The 17,617-nt window shown below is 43.2% G+C and carries 19 protein-coding genes; 15 read left to right on the forward strand and 4 right to left on the reverse strand.

Features of this window, described 5'->3' with window-relative positions; genetic code table 11:
• Positions 1-42 precede the first annotated feature (42 nt).
• The 6 genes from AWV70_RS05030 (at position 43) to AWV70_RS05050 (ending at position 6,276) form a co-directional block, all read left to right on the forward strand.
• Positions 43-702, forward strand: a complete 660-nt coding sequence (locus AWV70_RS05030) for a hypothetical protein (RefSeq protein ID WP_060204911.1) — start codon at positions 43-45, stop codon at positions 700-702.
• A gap of 247 nt (positions 703-949) precedes the next feature.
• Positions 950-1,831, forward strand: a complete 882-nt coding sequence (locus AWV70_RS05035) for an ABC transporter ATP-binding protein (protein WP_060204912.1) — start codon at positions 950-952, stop codon at positions 1,829-1,831.
• A complete protein-coding gene (locus tag AWV70_RS05040) occupies positions 1,828-2,928 on the forward strand; it encodes an ABC transporter permease subunit (protein WP_060204913.1) in 1,101 nt (366 codons plus the stop codon). The genes AWV70_RS05035 and AWV70_RS05040 overlap by 4 nt, the downstream gene beginning before the upstream one ends.
• Position 2,929: 1 nt before the next feature.
• Positions 2,930-4,231, forward strand: coding sequence for an ABC transporter permease (locus tag AWV70_RS05045; RefSeq protein WP_060204914.1), 1,302 nt, complete (start codon positions 2,930-2,932; stop codon positions 4,229-4,231).
• Positions 4,232-4,515: 284 nt separating this feature from the next.
• Positions 4,516-4,599 (forward strand): putative holin-like toxin, encoded by an 84-nt coding sequence (locus AWV70_RS25275; protein WP_414714817.1) that lies wholly within the window; start codon positions 4,516-4,518, stop codon positions 4,597-4,599.
• A gap of 501 nt (positions 4,600-5,100) precedes the next feature.
• Positions 5,101-6,276: an MFS transporter gene (locus tag AWV70_RS05050; RefSeq protein WP_060204915.1), complete on the forward strand. Its 1,176-nt coding sequence runs from the start codon at positions 5,101-5,103 to the stop codon at positions 6,274-6,276.
• A gap of 510 nt (positions 6,277-6,786) precedes the next feature.
• On the opposite strand, the gene AWV70_RS05055 is transcribed toward AWV70_RS05050, so the two are convergent.
• Positions 6,787-7,578: a YheC/YheD family protein gene (locus AWV70_RS05055; RefSeq protein WP_060204916.1), complete on the reverse strand. Its 792-nt coding sequence runs from the start codon at positions 7,576-7,578 to the stop codon at positions 6,787-6,789.
• Between the two features lie 203 nt (positions 7,579-7,781).
• Between AWV70_RS05055 and AWV70_RS23755 the strand changes: the two genes are divergently transcribed.
• The 4 genes from AWV70_RS23755 (at position 7,782) to AWV70_RS05070 (ending at position 10,406) form a co-directional block, all read left to right on the forward strand.
• Positions 7,782-7,937 carry a putative holin-like toxin gene (locus AWV70_RS23755; protein WP_160327627.1) on the forward strand — a complete coding sequence of 52 codons (156 nt, stop codon included), beginning with the start codon at positions 7,782-7,784 and terminating at the stop codon, positions 7,935-7,937.
• Positions 7,938-8,114: 177 nt separating this feature from the next.
• The gene (locus tag AWV70_RS05060; protein ID WP_060204917.1) at positions 8,115-8,561 is read left to right on the forward strand and encodes a GNAT family N-acetyltransferase; all 447 of its coding nucleotides are present in this window, start codon (positions 8,115-8,117) and stop codon (positions 8,559-8,561) included.
• Positions 8,562-8,601: 40 nt separating this feature from the next.
• On the forward strand, positions 8,602-9,594 hold the full coding sequence (locus AWV70_RS05065; RefSeq protein WP_060204918.1) for a S66 family peptidase: 993 nt from the start codon (positions 8,602-8,604) through the stop codon (positions 9,592-9,594).
• 38 nt (positions 9,595-9,632) lie between these two features.
• Complete coding sequence (locus AWV70_RS05070) at positions 9,633-10,406, forward strand: APH(3') family aminoglycoside O-phosphotransferase (RefSeq protein WP_060204919.1); 774 nt, start codon at positions 9,633-9,635, stop codon at positions 10,404-10,406.
• 163 nt (positions 10,407-10,569) lie between these two features.
• Here AWV70_RS05070 and menC read toward each other — a convergent pair whose 3' ends face one another.
• From menC to AWV70_RS05085, 3 genes are read right to left on the reverse strand one after another with little or no spacing between them, the layout of a single operon-like run.
• Positions 10,570-11,715 carry an o-succinylbenzoate synthase gene (menC, locus tag AWV70_RS05075; protein ID WP_082713475.1) on the reverse strand — a complete coding sequence of 382 codons (1,146 nt, stop codon included), beginning with the start codon at positions 11,713-11,715 and terminating at the stop codon, positions 10,570-10,572.
• Positions 11,712-12,848, reverse strand: coding sequence for a M20 peptidase aminoacylase family protein (locus AWV70_RS05080; protein ID WP_060204920.1), 1,137 nt, complete (start codon positions 12,846-12,848; stop codon positions 11,712-11,714). Before AWV70_RS05080 ends, menC begins: the two co-directional genes overlap by 4 nt.
• Before the next feature lie 17 nt (positions 12,849-12,865).
• Positions 12,866-13,663 (reverse strand): MurR/RpiR family transcriptional regulator, encoded by a 798-nt coding sequence (locus AWV70_RS05085; RefSeq protein WP_060204921.1) that lies wholly within the window; start codon positions 13,661-13,663, stop codon positions 12,866-12,868.
• Positions 13,664-13,736: 73 nt separating this feature from the next.
• Here AWV70_RS05085 and AWV70_RS05090 point away from each other — a divergent pair, with 73 nt between their 5' ends.
• The 5 genes from AWV70_RS05090 to AWV70_RS05110 form a co-directional block, all read left to right on the forward strand.
• Positions 13,737-15,185, forward strand: a complete 1,449-nt coding sequence (locus AWV70_RS05090) for a YfcC family protein (RefSeq protein ID WP_060204962.1) — start codon at positions 13,737-13,739, stop codon at positions 15,183-15,185.
• Between the two features lie 228 nt (positions 15,186-15,413).
• Complete coding sequence (locus tag AWV70_RS05095; protein WP_060204922.1) at positions 15,414-15,797, forward strand: VOC family protein; 384 nt, start codon at positions 15,414-15,416, stop codon at positions 15,795-15,797.
• Positions 15,798-15,864: 67 nt separating this feature from the next.
• A complete protein-coding gene (locus tag AWV70_RS05100) occupies positions 15,865-16,296 on the forward strand; it encodes a hypothetical protein (protein WP_060204923.1) in 432 nt (143 codons plus the stop codon).
• 84 nt (positions 16,297-16,380) lie between these two features.
• Complete coding sequence (locus AWV70_RS05105; protein WP_060204924.1) at positions 16,381-16,758, forward strand: SET domain-containing protein; 378 nt, start codon at positions 16,381-16,383, stop codon at positions 16,756-16,758.
• A gap of 178 nt (positions 16,759-16,936) precedes the next feature.
• Positions 16,937-17,617: copper amine oxidase N-terminal domain-containing protein (locus tag AWV70_RS05110; RefSeq protein ID WP_160327628.1), on the forward strand; the 681-nt coding region annotated here is incomplete at its 3' end.

Here is a 17,617-nt window from a genome sequence, read left to right on the forward strand (position 1 = left end):
AAGGTGACAGCAAACCAGAAAAAATTAAAAGGTGGGGTTGTAGTGAATCTATTAAATGTGAGGAAAGGACAATTTGTCTATTATCACAATAAGCTGCATAAAGTGTACTCGGTAAACCCGTTTTTTAGGAAGTCTGTGCATCTTATTCGACTTGAAGATTTGGAACAGCAACTCGTCACTGCAAAAGAAATTACATTGTATAAACCGAAGCATTTAGATAGTTTCATGTTCAATTATCAACGGTATACGCTTCATAAAGATGTAAAAGCAAACGTCGGCGATTATATTTTAATTATAAATCCTAAACCTGACTCGATTGATCATCACCATCTTCACGCGATTGAAACTGTATCTTCGATTGAAGCGAACGGCGTGATTAGCAATAAATCGAATGGCATCAAACATAGCGAGTATTGGGTAATGGTACCGAGGCTCGAAGAGGGTGCAACAATCATAGATCTAGCACAACCTGATGCGCATGAAAGGAGCGCCCAAGCAAAGACGCAGGAACACCATTCGGTTCCAGTCTATATACCTAAAATCGGCGACGTTTTCCAAAAAAATAATAGTGATCCCATGGTTCAAGCGATGGTCGTTGCAATTAAAGGTGAGACTGTCTATTTAGGTGGCGATATTGAAGTGCATATAGATAAATTGACGAAAAGTGGTGTGTGGAGCTTAGTTGCACGAGTACCTTTGTAAGGTAGTTCATTACTAATCGGAGACAAAAGAATAAGAAGAGAAGGGGAGTCAATCATAGCAGGTCTTGATTGGCTCCTTTTTGTTGCGCTGTTGTGCTTGCGAGGGAGCATCTAACCATATCGTGCTGGAGGCTACAGAACATCGAACGCATTTCTTTATTTTTCCTCTATTCAAACAATGTGATAATTGTGGTAATATTAACTTGGAATTTATTTGGATGCGAACAGAGTAGACAAGGGGGAGGACAATGGCTATTTTGGCAGTCCATGATCTATCAAAGTCTTATAAAAATCACCAAGTGCTCGACAAGATCCGCTTTACGATTGATTCACCCGGCATTTGGGCGTTGGTTGGTCCGAACGGTGTAGGGAAAACGACGTTTCTTAACGTTGTCACAAATATTCTTCCGGCTGCTTCCGGGACGGTCGAATTGATGGGCAAGTCGAATAAAGATCCGTCTGTTTTTAAAGAAGTTGCGTTTCTTCAGGACAATACGGTCTTATTTGATTATTTATCGGGGTATGATCATTTGAAGTATATTTGTGACGTGCAAAAGATTTATAAACAGCGGATCAAAGAAGTGGCGGAGTATGTCGGCATGGAAGGCTATCTAAAGAAGACGGTCGGCAACTATTCTCTCGGCATGAAACAACATTTGCTGCTGGCGATGGCACTCATTAATGAACCGAAGTTGCTGCTATTGGATGAACCATTGAACGGCTTGGACCCGACAAGCGCTATTTTAATGAGGGGAATCTTACTGGAACTGGCTGAAAAAGGTACAACCATCCTTTTATCCTCCCATAATTTAGCGGAAATTGACCGTGTGACCAAGCAGATTTTATTTTTAAAAGACGGGAAACTGACAGAGGTCGATATGAATACTTTCGAAAATACGTACTATGAATTTGTACTTTCCAATCATGGGCTTGCTCATCGTGTATTGACTGAACACGAGTATGACGTTGAAGCAACCAGTGGAGGAATTCGAGTTCAATTGGACAATGAACAACTGGACAACGTAATTGACCTCATCAAGGGTGAAGGCATTCACATTTTGGATATCCAAAAAGAAATAACGGGATCGGAAAAACTGTATAAAGAGATCTTTTCAGGAGTCAACACATGAAGAAAATCCTGTTTGAGTGGAAAAAGATCACTCGATTGAAAGTATTTCCTGTTTTTTTGCAGCTGACGTTCGTCTTTGTTTTCGGCCTTTTTTTCTATAACCATATGTCACAGGATCAAATTAAAGTGAAAAAGAATGAGCATTTCACGGAGTTGCGAAAAGATGTTAGCCAGCAGCTTCTCAGGGTTGAAGAGGAGCTGAAAAAGGGTTCCTCCATGGGTCTTCGAGGACAACAGCATTTTGGCACGGAACTGTCAGCAAGGTTACAAGAATTGATCGGTACAATTCAAAGCGGCGACTGGCAAGTGGAATTACAGACGGAAATCGAAGTATATGAAACCGCTATTCAATATATTCGATATGATGGCGCATACTTCGGAGTAAGCAAAATTGATATGGAACGGATCATCAAATTGAATGAAGAATTGCTGAAAAGGAATTTACCGAAGGAAGATTTTGATTTATCCACCCAGACGTCGATCTTTATGAAAAAAGTCGTTTCGTTAGTGATGAATCCTGTCGGCTTTGTCATGCTGCTATTTGTGTTAGGTCTCATTGTGACAAAGGAATTTGACGACAATACGATCCGGCAAGTATTGACGTTGCCGATGGCGAGAGTGGAGTATATGTTCATCAAGTTCGTGGCAATCGTTTCAGGTGGCGTTCTCTGGCTCGCACTTATTTTTGGAAGTTCCTATCTATTAGGAGAGCTTTTAGGCCGCGCAAAAGGGAATGTTTTTCAATATCCGATCTATACGAGCCAAGATACATTTATTAGTTCAGGGAAGTATCTAATAGAAGCTATTCTGTATAGCTTCAGCTTTATGACGTTTGCTGTAGGCCTGCTTCTGTTGTTGGCGTATGCATTCCGCAATACAATCGTCACGTTCTCGGCATTGCTTTTCATCATGGCCGGCGGGTGGCTGCTAACGAGTTATGGGTTTCAAAATATGTTCAATCCATTCACGTATCAAATGGTGGACCAATCCATTTTACAAACTCCACAATTTTTCCCTACTGGATTAGCGGTCTTATTCGTGGCACTATTCGCATTGTTAGGGGCTACCATGATGGTCAACCGAAAGCGGGGGATGTGACATGAAGTACTTTCTTTTTGAATGTAAAAAGATGCTTAAGAAGAAATCGATATGGATCGCAATGATTCTTTCCGTTGTGGCAATCGCGGGGTTTTATTTCTTTAATTATTCCGTTGCTGATCGTGTTCATCAGACTCGCATGCTTGATTTGGAAAATAGCCAAATCGATATTCCGGAAAAACTTGCGCAGGACAGGATTGATCTTGAAGAGGCAAAGAAGGCGGGAGATAGCGCGAAGGTTCTTGATATAGAGCGGGGGATCGCTATCTATGAAAAAATGCTCGAAGATAAAACGTTTCAATGGGACAATATTATATCTGGCAATTGGGCAGCAATTTCGGAATGGCAGTTTGAACAGTTGAATAATCTTGTACAAATCTCCATCAGCCAGAACTATATCGCGCACTCTATTATGGATCAACAAGTTTCAATGTTTACGATGAGGGCATCCGCAGAAGAGAGAAAACTCGTAGCGGAATTAGGGGTCGAACCTTTCGTGCAGTGGGACTACTATATTCCTTATCATCCAACTATGTACGATAAACATGATGGGAAAGTATTGGAAATGTGGGAGAGGAGTACGAAACGTTACGGGAAGCAGGGATTCTATTTTTTATATCAAGTGATTCCCGCCTTCATTATCCCGTTTATCATTCTAATCGGCTGCTTTGTCTTCGGAAATAATGTCTCTTCCGAAGCGACAAAGAAAAAAAGAGGGATGAATTTGTATGCGGTTCTTCCTTTAAAAAGACGACAGCTCTTTTTTGCCAAATATCTCAGTGGATTACTGTTCACGCTTTCTTTTGTTTTAATTATTTTTTGTGTGCCACTTATCGCCAGTCTATTTACATCCGGTGTCGGCAGCTTGCAATACCCCGTACTGATTTATGATGGTCCAGTTGAAAGTCCATTCGGATTTGAAACGATCATTTTGAATGAATGGACGGATGCATTTCAATTTATAACAATCGGACAGTATTTTAGTACAGTACTCCTAATGACGGCTGTTTTGATTGTTTTCATGTTTTCGATTTATTATCTCCTGTCGCTGTTTATTAAAAACCCGACGGTCAACGCAGCGATTTTACTTATCGGAACTTTCTTCGGGATGACTGTTTTGCCAAAGACTGCGTATAATCCATTCACCTATGTCGATATTCATAGAGTCGTAAATAGGGAGTTTGCCGTTGCGGGCTTTAACGAGGCGATCACTGTAGGGAACGGGTTGATGGTTTTAGGGGCGATTGGAGTCATAGCGATTGTTTTATGTTATTTACGATTTAGGAGATACGTGGTCGAATAGGTGCCTGTGCAAGATACAATTCTGTTTAATACAATTGTATAGACTTGCTAGTAGATCTCAGTAGATTCAATCTTCAATCTTTAACGGAGTTTCTTGTGAATATTTATTGTTCCTAGTGAATTGTCATAAATGTGTGATGCACAGGTACCGACACAATTTATTTTGTGATAAAACTCAGCATATCCCATGGCTGTTGGGAGAGATGCGGACATATGATAAATAAGTAATAGAAAAAGGTGACGCAAGGGTGGTTGGCCGTTTCCCCTGAGAAGGGAGGTGGTCGTATGACAATCACTGATGCGCTAAAGATTATGCTCACTTTTGGAGCATTAATTGTAGCAATACTGGCGTTCCACAATAAAAAGTAACCCATCCTTCAGAGTGGGAACTCATAAGGGACGGGTTATTTTAACGACCGAGCTGATCCCCCTTGAAGGGAACCTGCTATTACAGACCGTCTACTGGTAGCGCATTGGACGGTCTTTTTTAGTTTATTCTTCTTCGCCTAGGTTGGTGTCCTTTATTTGTGATTGCGCCATATATATGTAGGTCCAATTCAAAAAAGAAAGGGGGAGCCAAGTTGACTGGCTCCCCTTAAGTGGATGTCACGCGTTCGTACAGAGGAATAACAAAATGCATCTACCTACCGTATTTTGCACATGTAGCTTCATTGGATCATGGCCAGTGGCATGAGCAGGTCGCTCCTATAGGGTTAACCTCTATCACTTCTTGATGGGAACTGTATTTTTATTCCCCCTGAAGGAAATCTACTATACAAGAATTGGGTGGTTCTTTATTGTTACTTCTGCTTTAATGAATGTATGCTTGTTAGCTGGCAGTCATTTTTTAGCATAAAGGAGCAGCATGTCATGAGTTTGCGAACATTTGTAAATACGCATCGTTTTTGGGTGCTTGTTTTGATCGTTTCGATTTCCGGTTTTTCACAAGGAATGCTATTGCCGCTCATCTCCGCCATCTTTGAAAGGGATGGGGTTTCAAGCACGTTGAACGGCTTGAGTGCAACAGCGTTATACATAGGGACGTTATTCGTTTCTCCGTTTATGGAAGCACCGCTCAGGCGGTTCGGCTATAAGCCGACCATTATCGCTGGCGGCATATTTGTCATCCTTTCTCTTTTGTCCTTTCCTTTATGGAAGAGCGTTGCTTTTTGGTTTTTCCTTCGCTTGATGATCGGGATAGGGGATCATGCGCTTCATTTTTCCACGCAAACTTGGGTGACGAGTTCGTCGCCGAAGGAGCGGCTTGGCCGGAATATTTCCATTTATGGCTTATCGGTTGGCGTCGGGTTTGCAGTAGGTCCGTTGTTTGTGCCTTTAGTCGATATATACGAAGGACTGCCGTTCATCGTTTCGGCTGTTTTGAGCTTCCTCGCTTGGTCGCTCGTTTTTATGCTGCATAATGGCTTCCCTGAAGTGATGGCGGGTGAGGTGGAGCAAGGGCGGTTTATACCCCGCGTCAAGGCGACGGTGGCTGTCTCCTTTATCGCATTCCTGGGCCCGTTCGGTTTCGGATTTCTTGAATCATCGTTGAATTCCATGTTTCCCGTATACGCACTTCGAATCGGTATTCCGCTCGCGATGGTGTCCATGATCATCCCGGCTTTTTCCGTAGGCGGCATTTTAACGCAAGTGCCTTTAGGAATTCTTTCCGATAAGATTGGCAGAAAGCGGGTTATGCTAGTAGCACTTGGTGGGGGGAGTGTAGCATTTGCCGGTGCTGGAATGATGGGAAGCAATGCGATTGGCATTTTAATCATGTTCTTTATAGGTGGATTATTTACAGGTTCCATCTTTTCATTGGGGATTTCATATATGTCTGATTTGACACCGAAGGCATTGCTGCCTACCGGGAATCTTCTTTGCGGAATCTTTTTCAGTCTAGGCAGTCTTACAGGTCCGATACTTGGCGGGTTATACTTGGAAATCCAACAAAGCTTTAGCTACCTAATCCTATTCGCCTTATTCCTTGGCACGCTGTTTGTCATCACATTAGTAGGGGCTAGAGAAAAACAGTTGGCAGGATGACGGAGGATAAAACGATGCAGCAGTTATTGACTGTCTAGCTGTACGTTTACGTTTTACGTTCAAACTCAGCATATCCAATGGCCATTGATCATGAAAGATACATATGAATAAAAGAGAAAAACAACCCATCCCTCAGAGTGGGAACTCATAAGGGACGGGATATTTTAACGCTGAGCTGATCCCTCCCTTCAAGGGGACCTGCTATTACAGACCGTCTACTGGTAGTGCATTGGGCGGTTTTTTGCTTCTTCGTCTTCGTATAGGTTGGTGTCCAATATTTGTAATTACGCCATATATATGTAGGTCCATTACCAAATCATATACAAAAGTAAAAGGGAACCAAGTTGACTGGCTCCCCTTAAGTGGATGTCACGCTTTTTGAAGAATAACAAATGCTGATAGTGATTACGTAGTCCATTGAGAAGCATCTATTATATGTAGCTCCATGGGAACTTTGTTAGTGACAGAAGTCGATTATTTCTGGAGTGGGGGTGAATACCTTTTTTAAACTTAATTGGTTCTATCAAATTCACTTTGCATTTTCCGTATCTCGACGATTCGATTCCACATCGCATACTCTTCAATGAGTGCAAATTCATCAATGCCTGGCGTCATATTCACTTCAAACAAGATAGGTTTTCCCTCTTGATTCACCCCGAAGTCAATTCCATATTCTCTGCACGGCAAAACGGAATGGATTACCCTTGCTGCTGATATTGCGATTTTTTTCATTTTCTCGACTGTTTCCCTTTGAGTATTTTTGATAATTGTTTGTGATAGTACTTCGGATACGGACACTACTTTCCCGTTTAGACAGGGATTCACAATCCCGCTTTCTGTTCCTGGGCTGATTCCGGTGGTCACATATGTTGCGTACATTCCCCCAATGACCCAATTGTTTTTCAGTTTTTGAATATGAACCCGAATGGAAAAAGGATGTCCATTTTGGGTATGACTTTGTATATCTTCTTGAATGATATAGAGACCGCTTTTTCTATTAAATCTTATAAAAGGATGAAGAATCTGCTGAATTTCATCAACTCTTGAAACTGATTTTTGAATGGGTTGTCCTTGAATTGTAAAACCATTCACACAGTAGTTCCCGACATGGTCTTTACGAATATTAACGATTGCTCTGCCCTGGCCTGTCGTATCATGTTTAACGTAGACAGACTGGTAGCGATTCAAGAATTCATCCAAAATATCTTCACTGTAAACAGAAGTTACTGGAATATGTTTTGTGACTAATGGATGTTGCTGTAATAAAAAATATTGCCCCCATTTCCCAATGCTTTTCTTCATGTTTTCCATCTCCTTCAACTACATGGCCCTTATTGTCATGAATCTCTATTCTATATTATGCATATGGCATTCTATGGAGCTGGATTTTTCGGTAAGGTTGTATGGAAATGAGTGGAAGTATTAACTTTTACTCAATGAGGAATTAGTTTTCGTTTACATGCAAACTCAGCATATCCAATGGCCATTGATCATGAAAGATACATATGAATAAAAGAGTAATAGAAAAGGTGACGCAAGGATGGTCGGCCATTTCCCGTATGAAGGGAGGTGGTCGTATGGCAATCACTGATGCGCTAATGATTATGTTCACATTTGGAGCATTAATCGTAGCAATCCTGTCGTTCCACAATAAAAAATAATCCATCCTTGAGTGAGTTTTGCTAATGGACGGGTTATTTTATCGACCGAGCTGACCTCTCTTGAAGGGAACCTGCTATTACGGACCGCCTGATGGTAGCGCATTGGGCGGTCTTTTTTATGATTAGAAGTTATGGTAACGTAGTAGAAGGTGTAGATTTCAGAAAGGGACGATAATTGTGAAATGGGATATACGCAAGGTGACGATTGACAATAAGGAAGAGATTTTATCATTGCGTGTGGCGGAGGAGCAAAGGCATTTCATCGAGACGATAGAGGAATCCTTGGCGGAGGCAGAGCAATGGGAGGAATTCCGCCCCGTTGGCTTATATGTCGATGACGTGCCGGTCGGATTTGCGATGTACGGTTATTTGGGAGACGGCAAGGGTGGCGGCAATGTGTGGATCGATCGTCTTATGATTGATGAAAAATTTCAAGGCAAAGGATTCGGACGTCATTTTATGGAGTTGCTCATGCAAAAAGTGCTGGACGAATACGGAGAACAGCCGATGTACTTGAGTGTTTATCCAGTGAATACTGATGCGATCCGCTTGTACGAGAAGCTGGGGTTTGTGTTTATTGGCGAATATGATACGAAAGGTGAACAGATTATGCAAAAGGGGTAAGTGCAAACAAATTCTATGAAAATAAGAAAGGGTGTTATTGATGTTTGAAAAACTAAAACCCGGAGATACAATCGGTATCTTCACTCCATCGTCTCCAGAAACTGTAACGTCTCGGCAGCGATTTGAACGAGGGAAGCGTTTTTTAGAGGAGAAAGGCTTTCGAATTAAAGAAGGAAACTTAACGAACAAAAAGGATTTCTATCGATCCGGCACGCCTAGGGAAAGGGCCGAAGAGCTGAATTTGTTACTACGTGAACCGGAAGTAAAAATGATTATGTCGACAATCGGGGGCACCAATTCAAATAGTATGTTGCCTTATATTGATTATGAGCTGTTCAAACAAAATCCGAAGTTGGTTGTGGGGTATTCTGATGCCACCGCTGTGTTGCTGGCGTTATATGCGAAAACAGGTATTCCGGTATTTTACGGACCGGCGTTGATCCCCTCCTTTGGCGAGTTTCCGCCGTTGGTTGACGATACATATGAATACTTTTCAAATCTCTTTATGAACAATTCTCCAATGCCTTATTCCGTTCCGATGCCGGGAAAATGGTCTGACGAAGCTTCTAACTGGTTGGAAAAAACGAAAGAGAAAACGGTATATGATAATCAATGGCTTTCCGTCAATGGGGGGATTGCCGAAGGGCGGTTGATTGGCGGAAACGTCAATGCGATGTATGGTTTTATTGGAACGGAGTATTTTCCGGACGTACAAGAAGTCGACATTCTGCTCATTGAGGATTGTGCGAAAACGACGTCAACCGTTGAAAAGAACTTTGCAATGTTGAAATTGCACGGCGTGTTTGACAAAGTGGGTGCCATCTTGTTAGGAAAGCATGAACAGTACGACGATATGGGAACTGGAAGACTGCCGCATGAAGTGTTGGTAGAACAATTGGATGGAAGACAGATTCCGATCATCGCAGAGTTTGATTGTGCACATACACACCCCATGCATGCGATGCCAATCGGGCGTAGGGTGCGAGTGGACGCTGATCATTTGAAGGTGACGTTAATTGAAGAGTGGATGTAATAAGAAGCGGACTATGTAATGAAAAGGCGGAGATTCATTTGATAGAAGTTCCTCCAAGTTTAGCGAAATTAACATCTGGGTTCTCCTGGGAACCGATTACCATCGGGCATTCGGAGGCGATGACCTTCTTATTGAAAGGCGATCAAACGAATCAGTACTTAAAAGTTCAGTCGGCCCATGCTGTTGAACGACTCTATGTGGAAAAAGAAAAATTGGAGTGGTTGGAAGGAAAGCTGACTGTGCCGCGTGTGCTTTATTATGGAAAGGACGAGGCAAATGAATATCTGCTGATGTCCGAGATAATAGGTGTGAATGCTTCGGATCAATCTCATCGTGACGATTTGCCTGCGATGCTGGAGTCGTTAGGATACGGCCTCGAGACGATCCATCGTGTACGCATCGACAATTGTCCTTTTGATCAAAGCCTGGATATGAAAATAAAAGAAGCGAAAAATAGAGTAGACCAAGAACTGGTTGATGAAGATGATTTTGATGAAGTACGAAAAGGAAGGAAGGCTCGAGACCTTTTTGATGAGCTGCTCTCTAATAGGCCAGTAACGGAGGAGCTCGTTTTTACGCACGGTGATTTTTGTTTGCCCAATGTTATTATGGAAAATAAAAAAGTTAGCGGCTTCATTGATTGGGGCAGAGCCGGGATTGCCGATAGATATCAAGATTTAGCTTTGGCAATACGAAGTATCTCCAGTAATTTTGGCAAGGAATATGTTCCTTACTTTCTCTCGGGATATGAAATAATAGATATGGATGAATCCAAGACGGAGTACTATCAACTAATGGATGAATTTTATTAAAACAGACATCACTAATTTTTAACAAAACCCATTGACCGAAAAGTACATAAAGGGGCAACAAAAAGACACCATTTCGTTCTTTTATTGAACGAAGCGGTGTCTTTTAAGATTTTGAAGTACTTTGCAAAATTAAAGCAGCCTCAGGGAATGCAGATGTTCTTTTTTACGATGGAATCGGATGTGATGTATCAGCTGACGTAATCGTTTCTCTACTTACCAAGACCCTCTTCAGTTTCTCCTCGTCCACTTCATAGCCTATTCCGTCACCGGAAGGGACATGGATGAGGCCGTCGTTCATTTCGATTTCAGGTGTAACTATATCTTCTTCCCAGTAATGGGATGAGGGAGCGGTATCCCCTGGAATGGTGAAGTTCGGGAGTGTTGTCAGCTGGACGTTGTGAGCACGTCCTACACCCGTTTCGAGCATACCGCCACACCAGACGGGGATGTTGTTTGCTTCGCATAGGTCGTGGATCCTTCTCGATTCTGTCAGGCCGCCGACTCTTCCGATTTTAATATTGATGATTTTACAGCTTCCGAGCTCAATTGCTTTCCGTGCATCCTCATATGAATGGATACTTTCGTCCAGACAGATGGGCGTATTCATCACTTTCTGCAAAGAGGCATGATCAATGATGTCATCATGGGCAAGTGGCTGCTCGATCATGAGCAGATTATATGGATCTAGTTTTTTCAAGTGGTCGATATCAGCGAGCGTATAGGCGGAATTCGCATCCGCCATAAGCGGTATATCAGGGAAAACTTCACGCACTGCGGCAATGTAGCTGAGATCCGCACCAGGCTTGATTTTCACTTTGATTTTGCGGAAGCCTTCCTCAACATATTGGCGGACTTTCTCGACCAAAGCTGCCGGGTCCTTTTGGATGCCGATGCTTTTCCCGACTTCGATTTCCTGCTTTGTCCCGCCAAGAAGATCGGCGATGGACTTCCCGTTTTTCTTTGCAAATACATCCCATATCGCTGTTTCAATAGCCGCTTTTGCGATGTTATTGCGACGGACGAATTGCAACATGTCGTGTACGTCTTCGGCATGCTTGATTTCCTTGTGAATCAAGCGAGGGATGAGAAATTCCTTCAACATGTACACAGTTGTTGCAGTTGTTTCCTCGTTGTAATAGGGCTCGTTGCTTGTGACGGTTTCCCCCCAACCGGACATTCCTGATTCGTCGATCACTTCCACTAAGCAGACGTCCTTATGCTGCATCGTGCCGAAGCTTGTCGTGAACGGTGCAATGAGTGAGACGTTGATATGGTGGAGGACAACCTCTTTGATAGTTATGGACTTCATAGCTTATTTTCCCCTTTCGCATGCAACTCAAGAATCTTGGTGAGGACGTCGATACCATTGAACATGGCGTCTCGATCGAATGTCATGTTTGGATGATGCAGCCCTGGCTGCAGGCCGCAGCCAAGTCCGACCATTGTCGCTTTCAAGTGCGGTCTCTTGATCGTATAAAAATGGAAGTCATCTCCGCCTGGCGTAATGATCGGATTCGCGGTATTCTCTTCTCCCAAGACTTCTGTTATCGCTTTTCTCGCAATCGCTTCCGCTTCCGGGTGGACTTCCGCTGCAGCGATGCCGTACTCCTCGGTAATATTGATCGTTGCATTGAAGAATGAACGGGCGGATTCGAGAACATCGTGCACCCTCTCCACAAGTACATCCATTGTCTCATTCTGTTGTGCTCGCAAATCGACCGCCAGTGAAGCATTTCCCGGGATGATGTTCGTGTTTCGGCCGCCTGCATGAAAGCGAGTCACTTTGGCGGAGTGGGGAATAGTCGGGTCAAGATGGATCGTATGGATGGCGTTCACGATATAGGTTCCGATCTCAACCGCGTTTTGGGTCAGATGCGGACGGGCTCCATGTGCATCATCTCCGCGTATTTCGAATTGAATGGTGCCGGTCGCGCCATGGACGATAGCAGGAGCGGCTTTGCCATTATCAGTCTCCTGGGACGGTCGCAAATGAATTCCATAATAGAAGTCGACATCGTCGACAACCCCTTTATCCACAAGTTTCAACGCACCGGCGCCAACTTCTTCAGCCGGCTGGAAGATGAATCTGATGCCTATACGGTCCAAAACATCCTTTCTGTTTTTCACACTCTCCAGCACTCCAAGCACCATTGACATATGTGCATCATGACCGCACGAATGATTCGCTTTCATTTCCCCGTCAACTTCCTGCCATAATGCGTCCATATCCGCACGGAGTGCAATGATTGGCACACCACCTGAGAAGTTGCCGATATCGCCGATGACACCTGTGCAATCGTCAAATACAGTTGGCGTGCAGCCGGCTTCTTCCAACTTCTTTTTGATAAAAGCAGTCGTTTTCACTTCTTCCCAGCTCAGCTCTGGATTCGCATGTAGATGATTAAATGTCTCCATCACTTGTTCCTTTAATGCTTCACTCATAATGAAACCCCCTTAAGTCATTGAATGTAATAATTGTTTGTCGGATTGATAAGATCCAACTTATCGATTCGGTGTGCAATATGAAGCAAAAGGCTATTTAACACCGAAAATGTGACTGGCCCTTTTTCCAACACGGATTTTTGGGCAATCGGTATGACGAGTGCGTGATCGGCATATTCAACGACCGGCGAAGAGCGGGAATCGGTGATGACAATGACTTGATTGCCTTTGTCCCGAGCTTCTTCTGCTAACCGGATTGTGCCGAGTGCATAACGGTAATACGAAAAGATGACGACACATTGACCGCTTCCTTGCTTCGTGATGCCGATATCCGTTTCAGGCCGGTACAGCTGCGTGTTGCCGAGGAGTGTGTTCAGGAGAACTGCAAACCAATGGGCATACGCGAAGGATTGGTAGTAGCCGACCACTTTGATGCTGTCTGCCGTCTTTAGACAATCCACGATTTTCTCCGCTATCATCCAGTCTAAATGGTCAGCGATTTGGTTGATGTTATTGCTGTCGCTTTCCATGATGGCTCTAAAAGGATGCATGTCCTCAAGAACCCCATTATTCTCGGGAGGCTTGATTGTCAAGAGGTTACGTTTGACGTCCGCCTGGAGAGCGCCGAATCCTTCATAGCCGATCGCCTTGGAAAAGCGTACAACCATCGTTTCGCTAACATCCAGCACATGGGCAATTTTTTTTGCGGGATGCGTTGCGAACAGTATAGGGTTCGTCAACAACACTTCAGCGACCTTCTTTAGTCCTGGTGTCAGATTCTCGTACTCGTTTTTCGTCATTTCATAGTATGTCATATCTACAACAGTCCTTCTTTTGTAATAAATCATACAATTTAACGTTGTCAAAATAAATTATATGATTTATTATATGAATAGTCAACGGAATAGAAAGACAATTCAGGAAGGATTGGTAGCTTTGGAAAAGAAAAAGAAGATAAAGTTAGGTATACCGGATGCATACGTAATACTATTCATGATACTTGTCCTTATGGCAGTCTTGACGTACGTAATCCCTGCTGGTGAATTTCAGAGGGAAGAGGTCGATGGAGTTACAGTCGTTGTTCCGGGAAGCTTCGAGAAGATTGAGTCCTCCGCTGCGAGTCCAATGGATGTTTTTCTGGCAATCCAAGATGGAATGATTGCTTCTGCGCCGTTGATTTTCTTAGTGTTGATTATCGGGGGGTCTTTTGCGGTCATCGAGTCGACAGGAGCGATTGATGCGCTCATATTGAAAACAATCGAGAAAACGAAGAACAAGGAAATTGTATTGATCACCATTGTCATGGTCTTGTTCTCGATTTTCGGCACACTAGGCATTATCGTAAATGCGGTCATCGCTTTTATTCCAATCGGTATCATTTTGGCGCGCTCCATGAAACTGGACGCTATCGTAGGAATTTCAATTATCTACCTAGGCGCTTATGCAGGTTTTAACACCGCTTTCTTGGACCCATTGACGACAGGGACAGCGCAGCAAATTGCACAATTGCCCTTATTCTCCGGAATTGGCTACCGGGTAATTATTTATATTGCCATCTTGCTATCAACTATTCTTTACGTCGCATGGTATGTGAAGCGGATCAAAAAGGATCCAATGAAAAGTGTGCTCGGAAGCAATCCGTTCCCGAAGTTGGAAGAGCGGGATGAAATGAATGAAAACGTGCAAATTACAGGCACACATAAGCTCGTCCTGTTATGGCTTGTGCTAGGCATTGCGCTATATGTATTCGGTGTATTCAAATACGAATGGAGCCTCAATCAAATGGCGGCCATTTTCATTATCATTGCGGTAGGAACGGCAGTTATCGGACGTTTGACACCGAATCGACTTGTGAAGGAATTTTTTGAAGGTGCTAAGGGTCTTGTCTACGGAGCGATGATTATCGGGATGGCTCGTTCAATTGTCGTGGTTCTGGAAAACGGAAAAATCTTGGATACGATTGTTCAAGGAATGGCCAGTTTGATGACTCCTTTCACCAGTGTAAGTGGTGCGATTGTCATGTTTATCGCCAATGAACTGTTCAATATTCTCGTATCGTCGGGAAGTGGACAAGCAGTCATCGTTATGCCGATCATGACACCGCTTGCGGATTTGATGGAGATTCCAAGACAAGTGGCAGTGCAGGCGTACAAAATGGGAGATGGCTTCACGAATGTTATTACACCGACATCCGGCATCTTAATGGCAAACCTGGCTATTGCGGGAGTCGCGTGGACGAAGTGGATCCGCTTCGTTTTCCCGTTACTGCTCATATGGACAGTACTTGGAATCATCTTCCTATCAATTGGGGTCATTATGGATTGGGGACCGTTTTAACGTATCCATCCATTGGAAGAAGCACCTTTTCCTATGTGGGGAGAGGTGTTTTCTTGTTTTGTTAGTATAAGATGCTAGCATATAATGAAAAGCTATGCAGTGACAACTTCATTAAATTCTTGTCGTTGCGTCAACAGCTTCGATACCATAATCTAATCATTAGGCGCTTGGAACAGTTATACTATTGGAGAAGGCCATACATCGTACTTACCAAGGAGGAAAACCATAATGAAAATAGTTGTTACAAGTTTGTTTGTGGATAATCAAGACAAAGCATTGGAGTTTTATTCAGAAAAGCTGGGCTTCGTGAAAAAGCATGACGTTCCAGCAGGAGAGTTTAGATGGATCACGCTTGTTTCTCCTGAAGATGAGGGTGGAACCGAGCTTTTGCTTGAACCGAATAACCATCCGGCTGCGAAGGAATACCAGCAGAAAATCTATGCAGATGGCATCCCGGCAACGATGTTTGGCGTAGACGATATCCAGAAGGAATACGAACGATTAGTGGAACTTGGCGTGAAGTTTTCGATGGAGCCGAAAAATATGGGCGAAATCACCATAGCTGTATTCGACGACACATGCGGAAACTTGATTCAAATCATACAGCAGTAACACATAATATCTATAGAGAAGCATTGTTCATCGTGACGGCGTTCACTACTAAGGGGGGCAGCCATCATTGCTAGTTATCGTTCTTGCTGTCGTTGTTATTGTGCTCATCGCAACAACAGTCATTGTCACTTTCAGGCGCTACAAGAATGAACTATTGAGCCAGGATTGGTATGACGAACTTTATTATAAATTTCAATCGTCCGAATGTCCGCATGAAAAGCGTATCAAGTTCTCGGAAACGGATTGGAAGTTCCATTTCTCACTCAAACGGGAGAGGACTGTCACTGTTCAAAAAGGGATGGTCTCCAAGCAAATACGGCAATATCACTTCCGATTCTTTTGTGAGGAATGCGGCAAACAGCGTTGGTTCGAGCAAAGCAATCCTAAGACGGAAATAAATAATTTATATAGTTTGCGCTTGAAGTATCTGTTCTTGGCAGGTGCGTCGATCCTGCTCATTTTATTCATTACGAGCAAGGTGTTCACTTGGTTTCTGTAGATTTCATAAGTAAATAAAACCACTCACTGGGCAGATTAATGTTATAGTTAGAAAGTATATTTTACAAGTGAGTAGGTGAACAGCATGATTGAAGTAAAAACATCTTTGATCAGTGACGGAGAATTCAACAGAGGGGTATTTGCCACATGTGATATCCCCAAAGGGACGATGGTGCATGAAGCGCCCGTCATTGCATACCCGAACGACCAGCATTCACACATTGAGCAGACGTTAATCGCTGATTACTGCTTTGAATATGGCATCAATCATACCGCAATCCTTCTTGGCTACGGAATGTTATTCAACCATTCCTACGAGCCGAATGCGACGTATGAAATCAGTTTTGAAAAGCATACATTTGACTTCTATGCGTTTACAGATATAAAAGCCGGCGAAGAGATTTTGATTAATTATAACGGTGACGTAGATGACAAAGAATTGCTGTGGTTTGATCAAGAGTAGGGAATTACGTCAATAAAAAATCACGTAGGAAACGCAGGAATGAAATTGATTCTTGCGTTTTTTTTATTCCCCCGTCACGTTCCACCTGCCCAAATCGTAAATGGACGTACATAACTATCAAATTTTTCGAGTACACATATACTACATATTCAAACTTCATGAAGAGAGGGGACTATAATTGGCTAAACGGATTTTCCGCTTGGTTGTTTGTTTTGCTGCGATTTTAGTCATTGGGATAGGTGTGCAACAAGGGAAAGCCTCTGCAAGTTCCGCAGATTCCATTATTAAAATTTACCTGAATACGAATGAACTGGACACGAAAACTCCGGCGAAGATTAAGAATGGGACGACGTTTGTTCCGGTACGGGCTGTTTTTGAGTCGTTGGGGATGAAAGTCGTGTGGGAGCCGAAGAAACAACTGCTGACGGTGAAAGACAGTGAAAGGACGATCACGTTAATTGTTGGGGAAAAGGCTGCGAAAATAAACGGCAAAACAGTTGCGCTTGAAGCGCCAGCTGAAAACATCGATGGAGCGTTGCAAGTGCCGCTGCATTTCGTTGGGGATGCGACGGGGGCTATCGTTTACTGGGATCCTTATGTCGCTGAGGTTTCTATTCTGACAATGAAATTCATGAAAGATAATAACATTAATAAAGCAGAGTTGGATAAGCAGGTCAAAGAATATTTGGCTGCAAAAGCGAAGGAAGAGGCTGCGAAGAAGAAAGAGGATACAAAGCCGAACGTAACAAAAAAACCAAAGACTCCTGTTGATTTGAATAAAATAAACGGGATGTATGCGGGATTCCGGAGTGATTTCGGCGGGTATGAATGTGGCGGCATGTGTTGGGATATGTACACG

The sequence above is a fragment of the Sporosarcina koreensis genome, from assembly GCF_001531445.1.
GTDB classification, from domain to species: domain Bacteria; phylum Bacillota; class Bacilli; order Bacillales_A; family Planococcaceae; genus Sporosarcina; species Sporosarcina koreensis_C.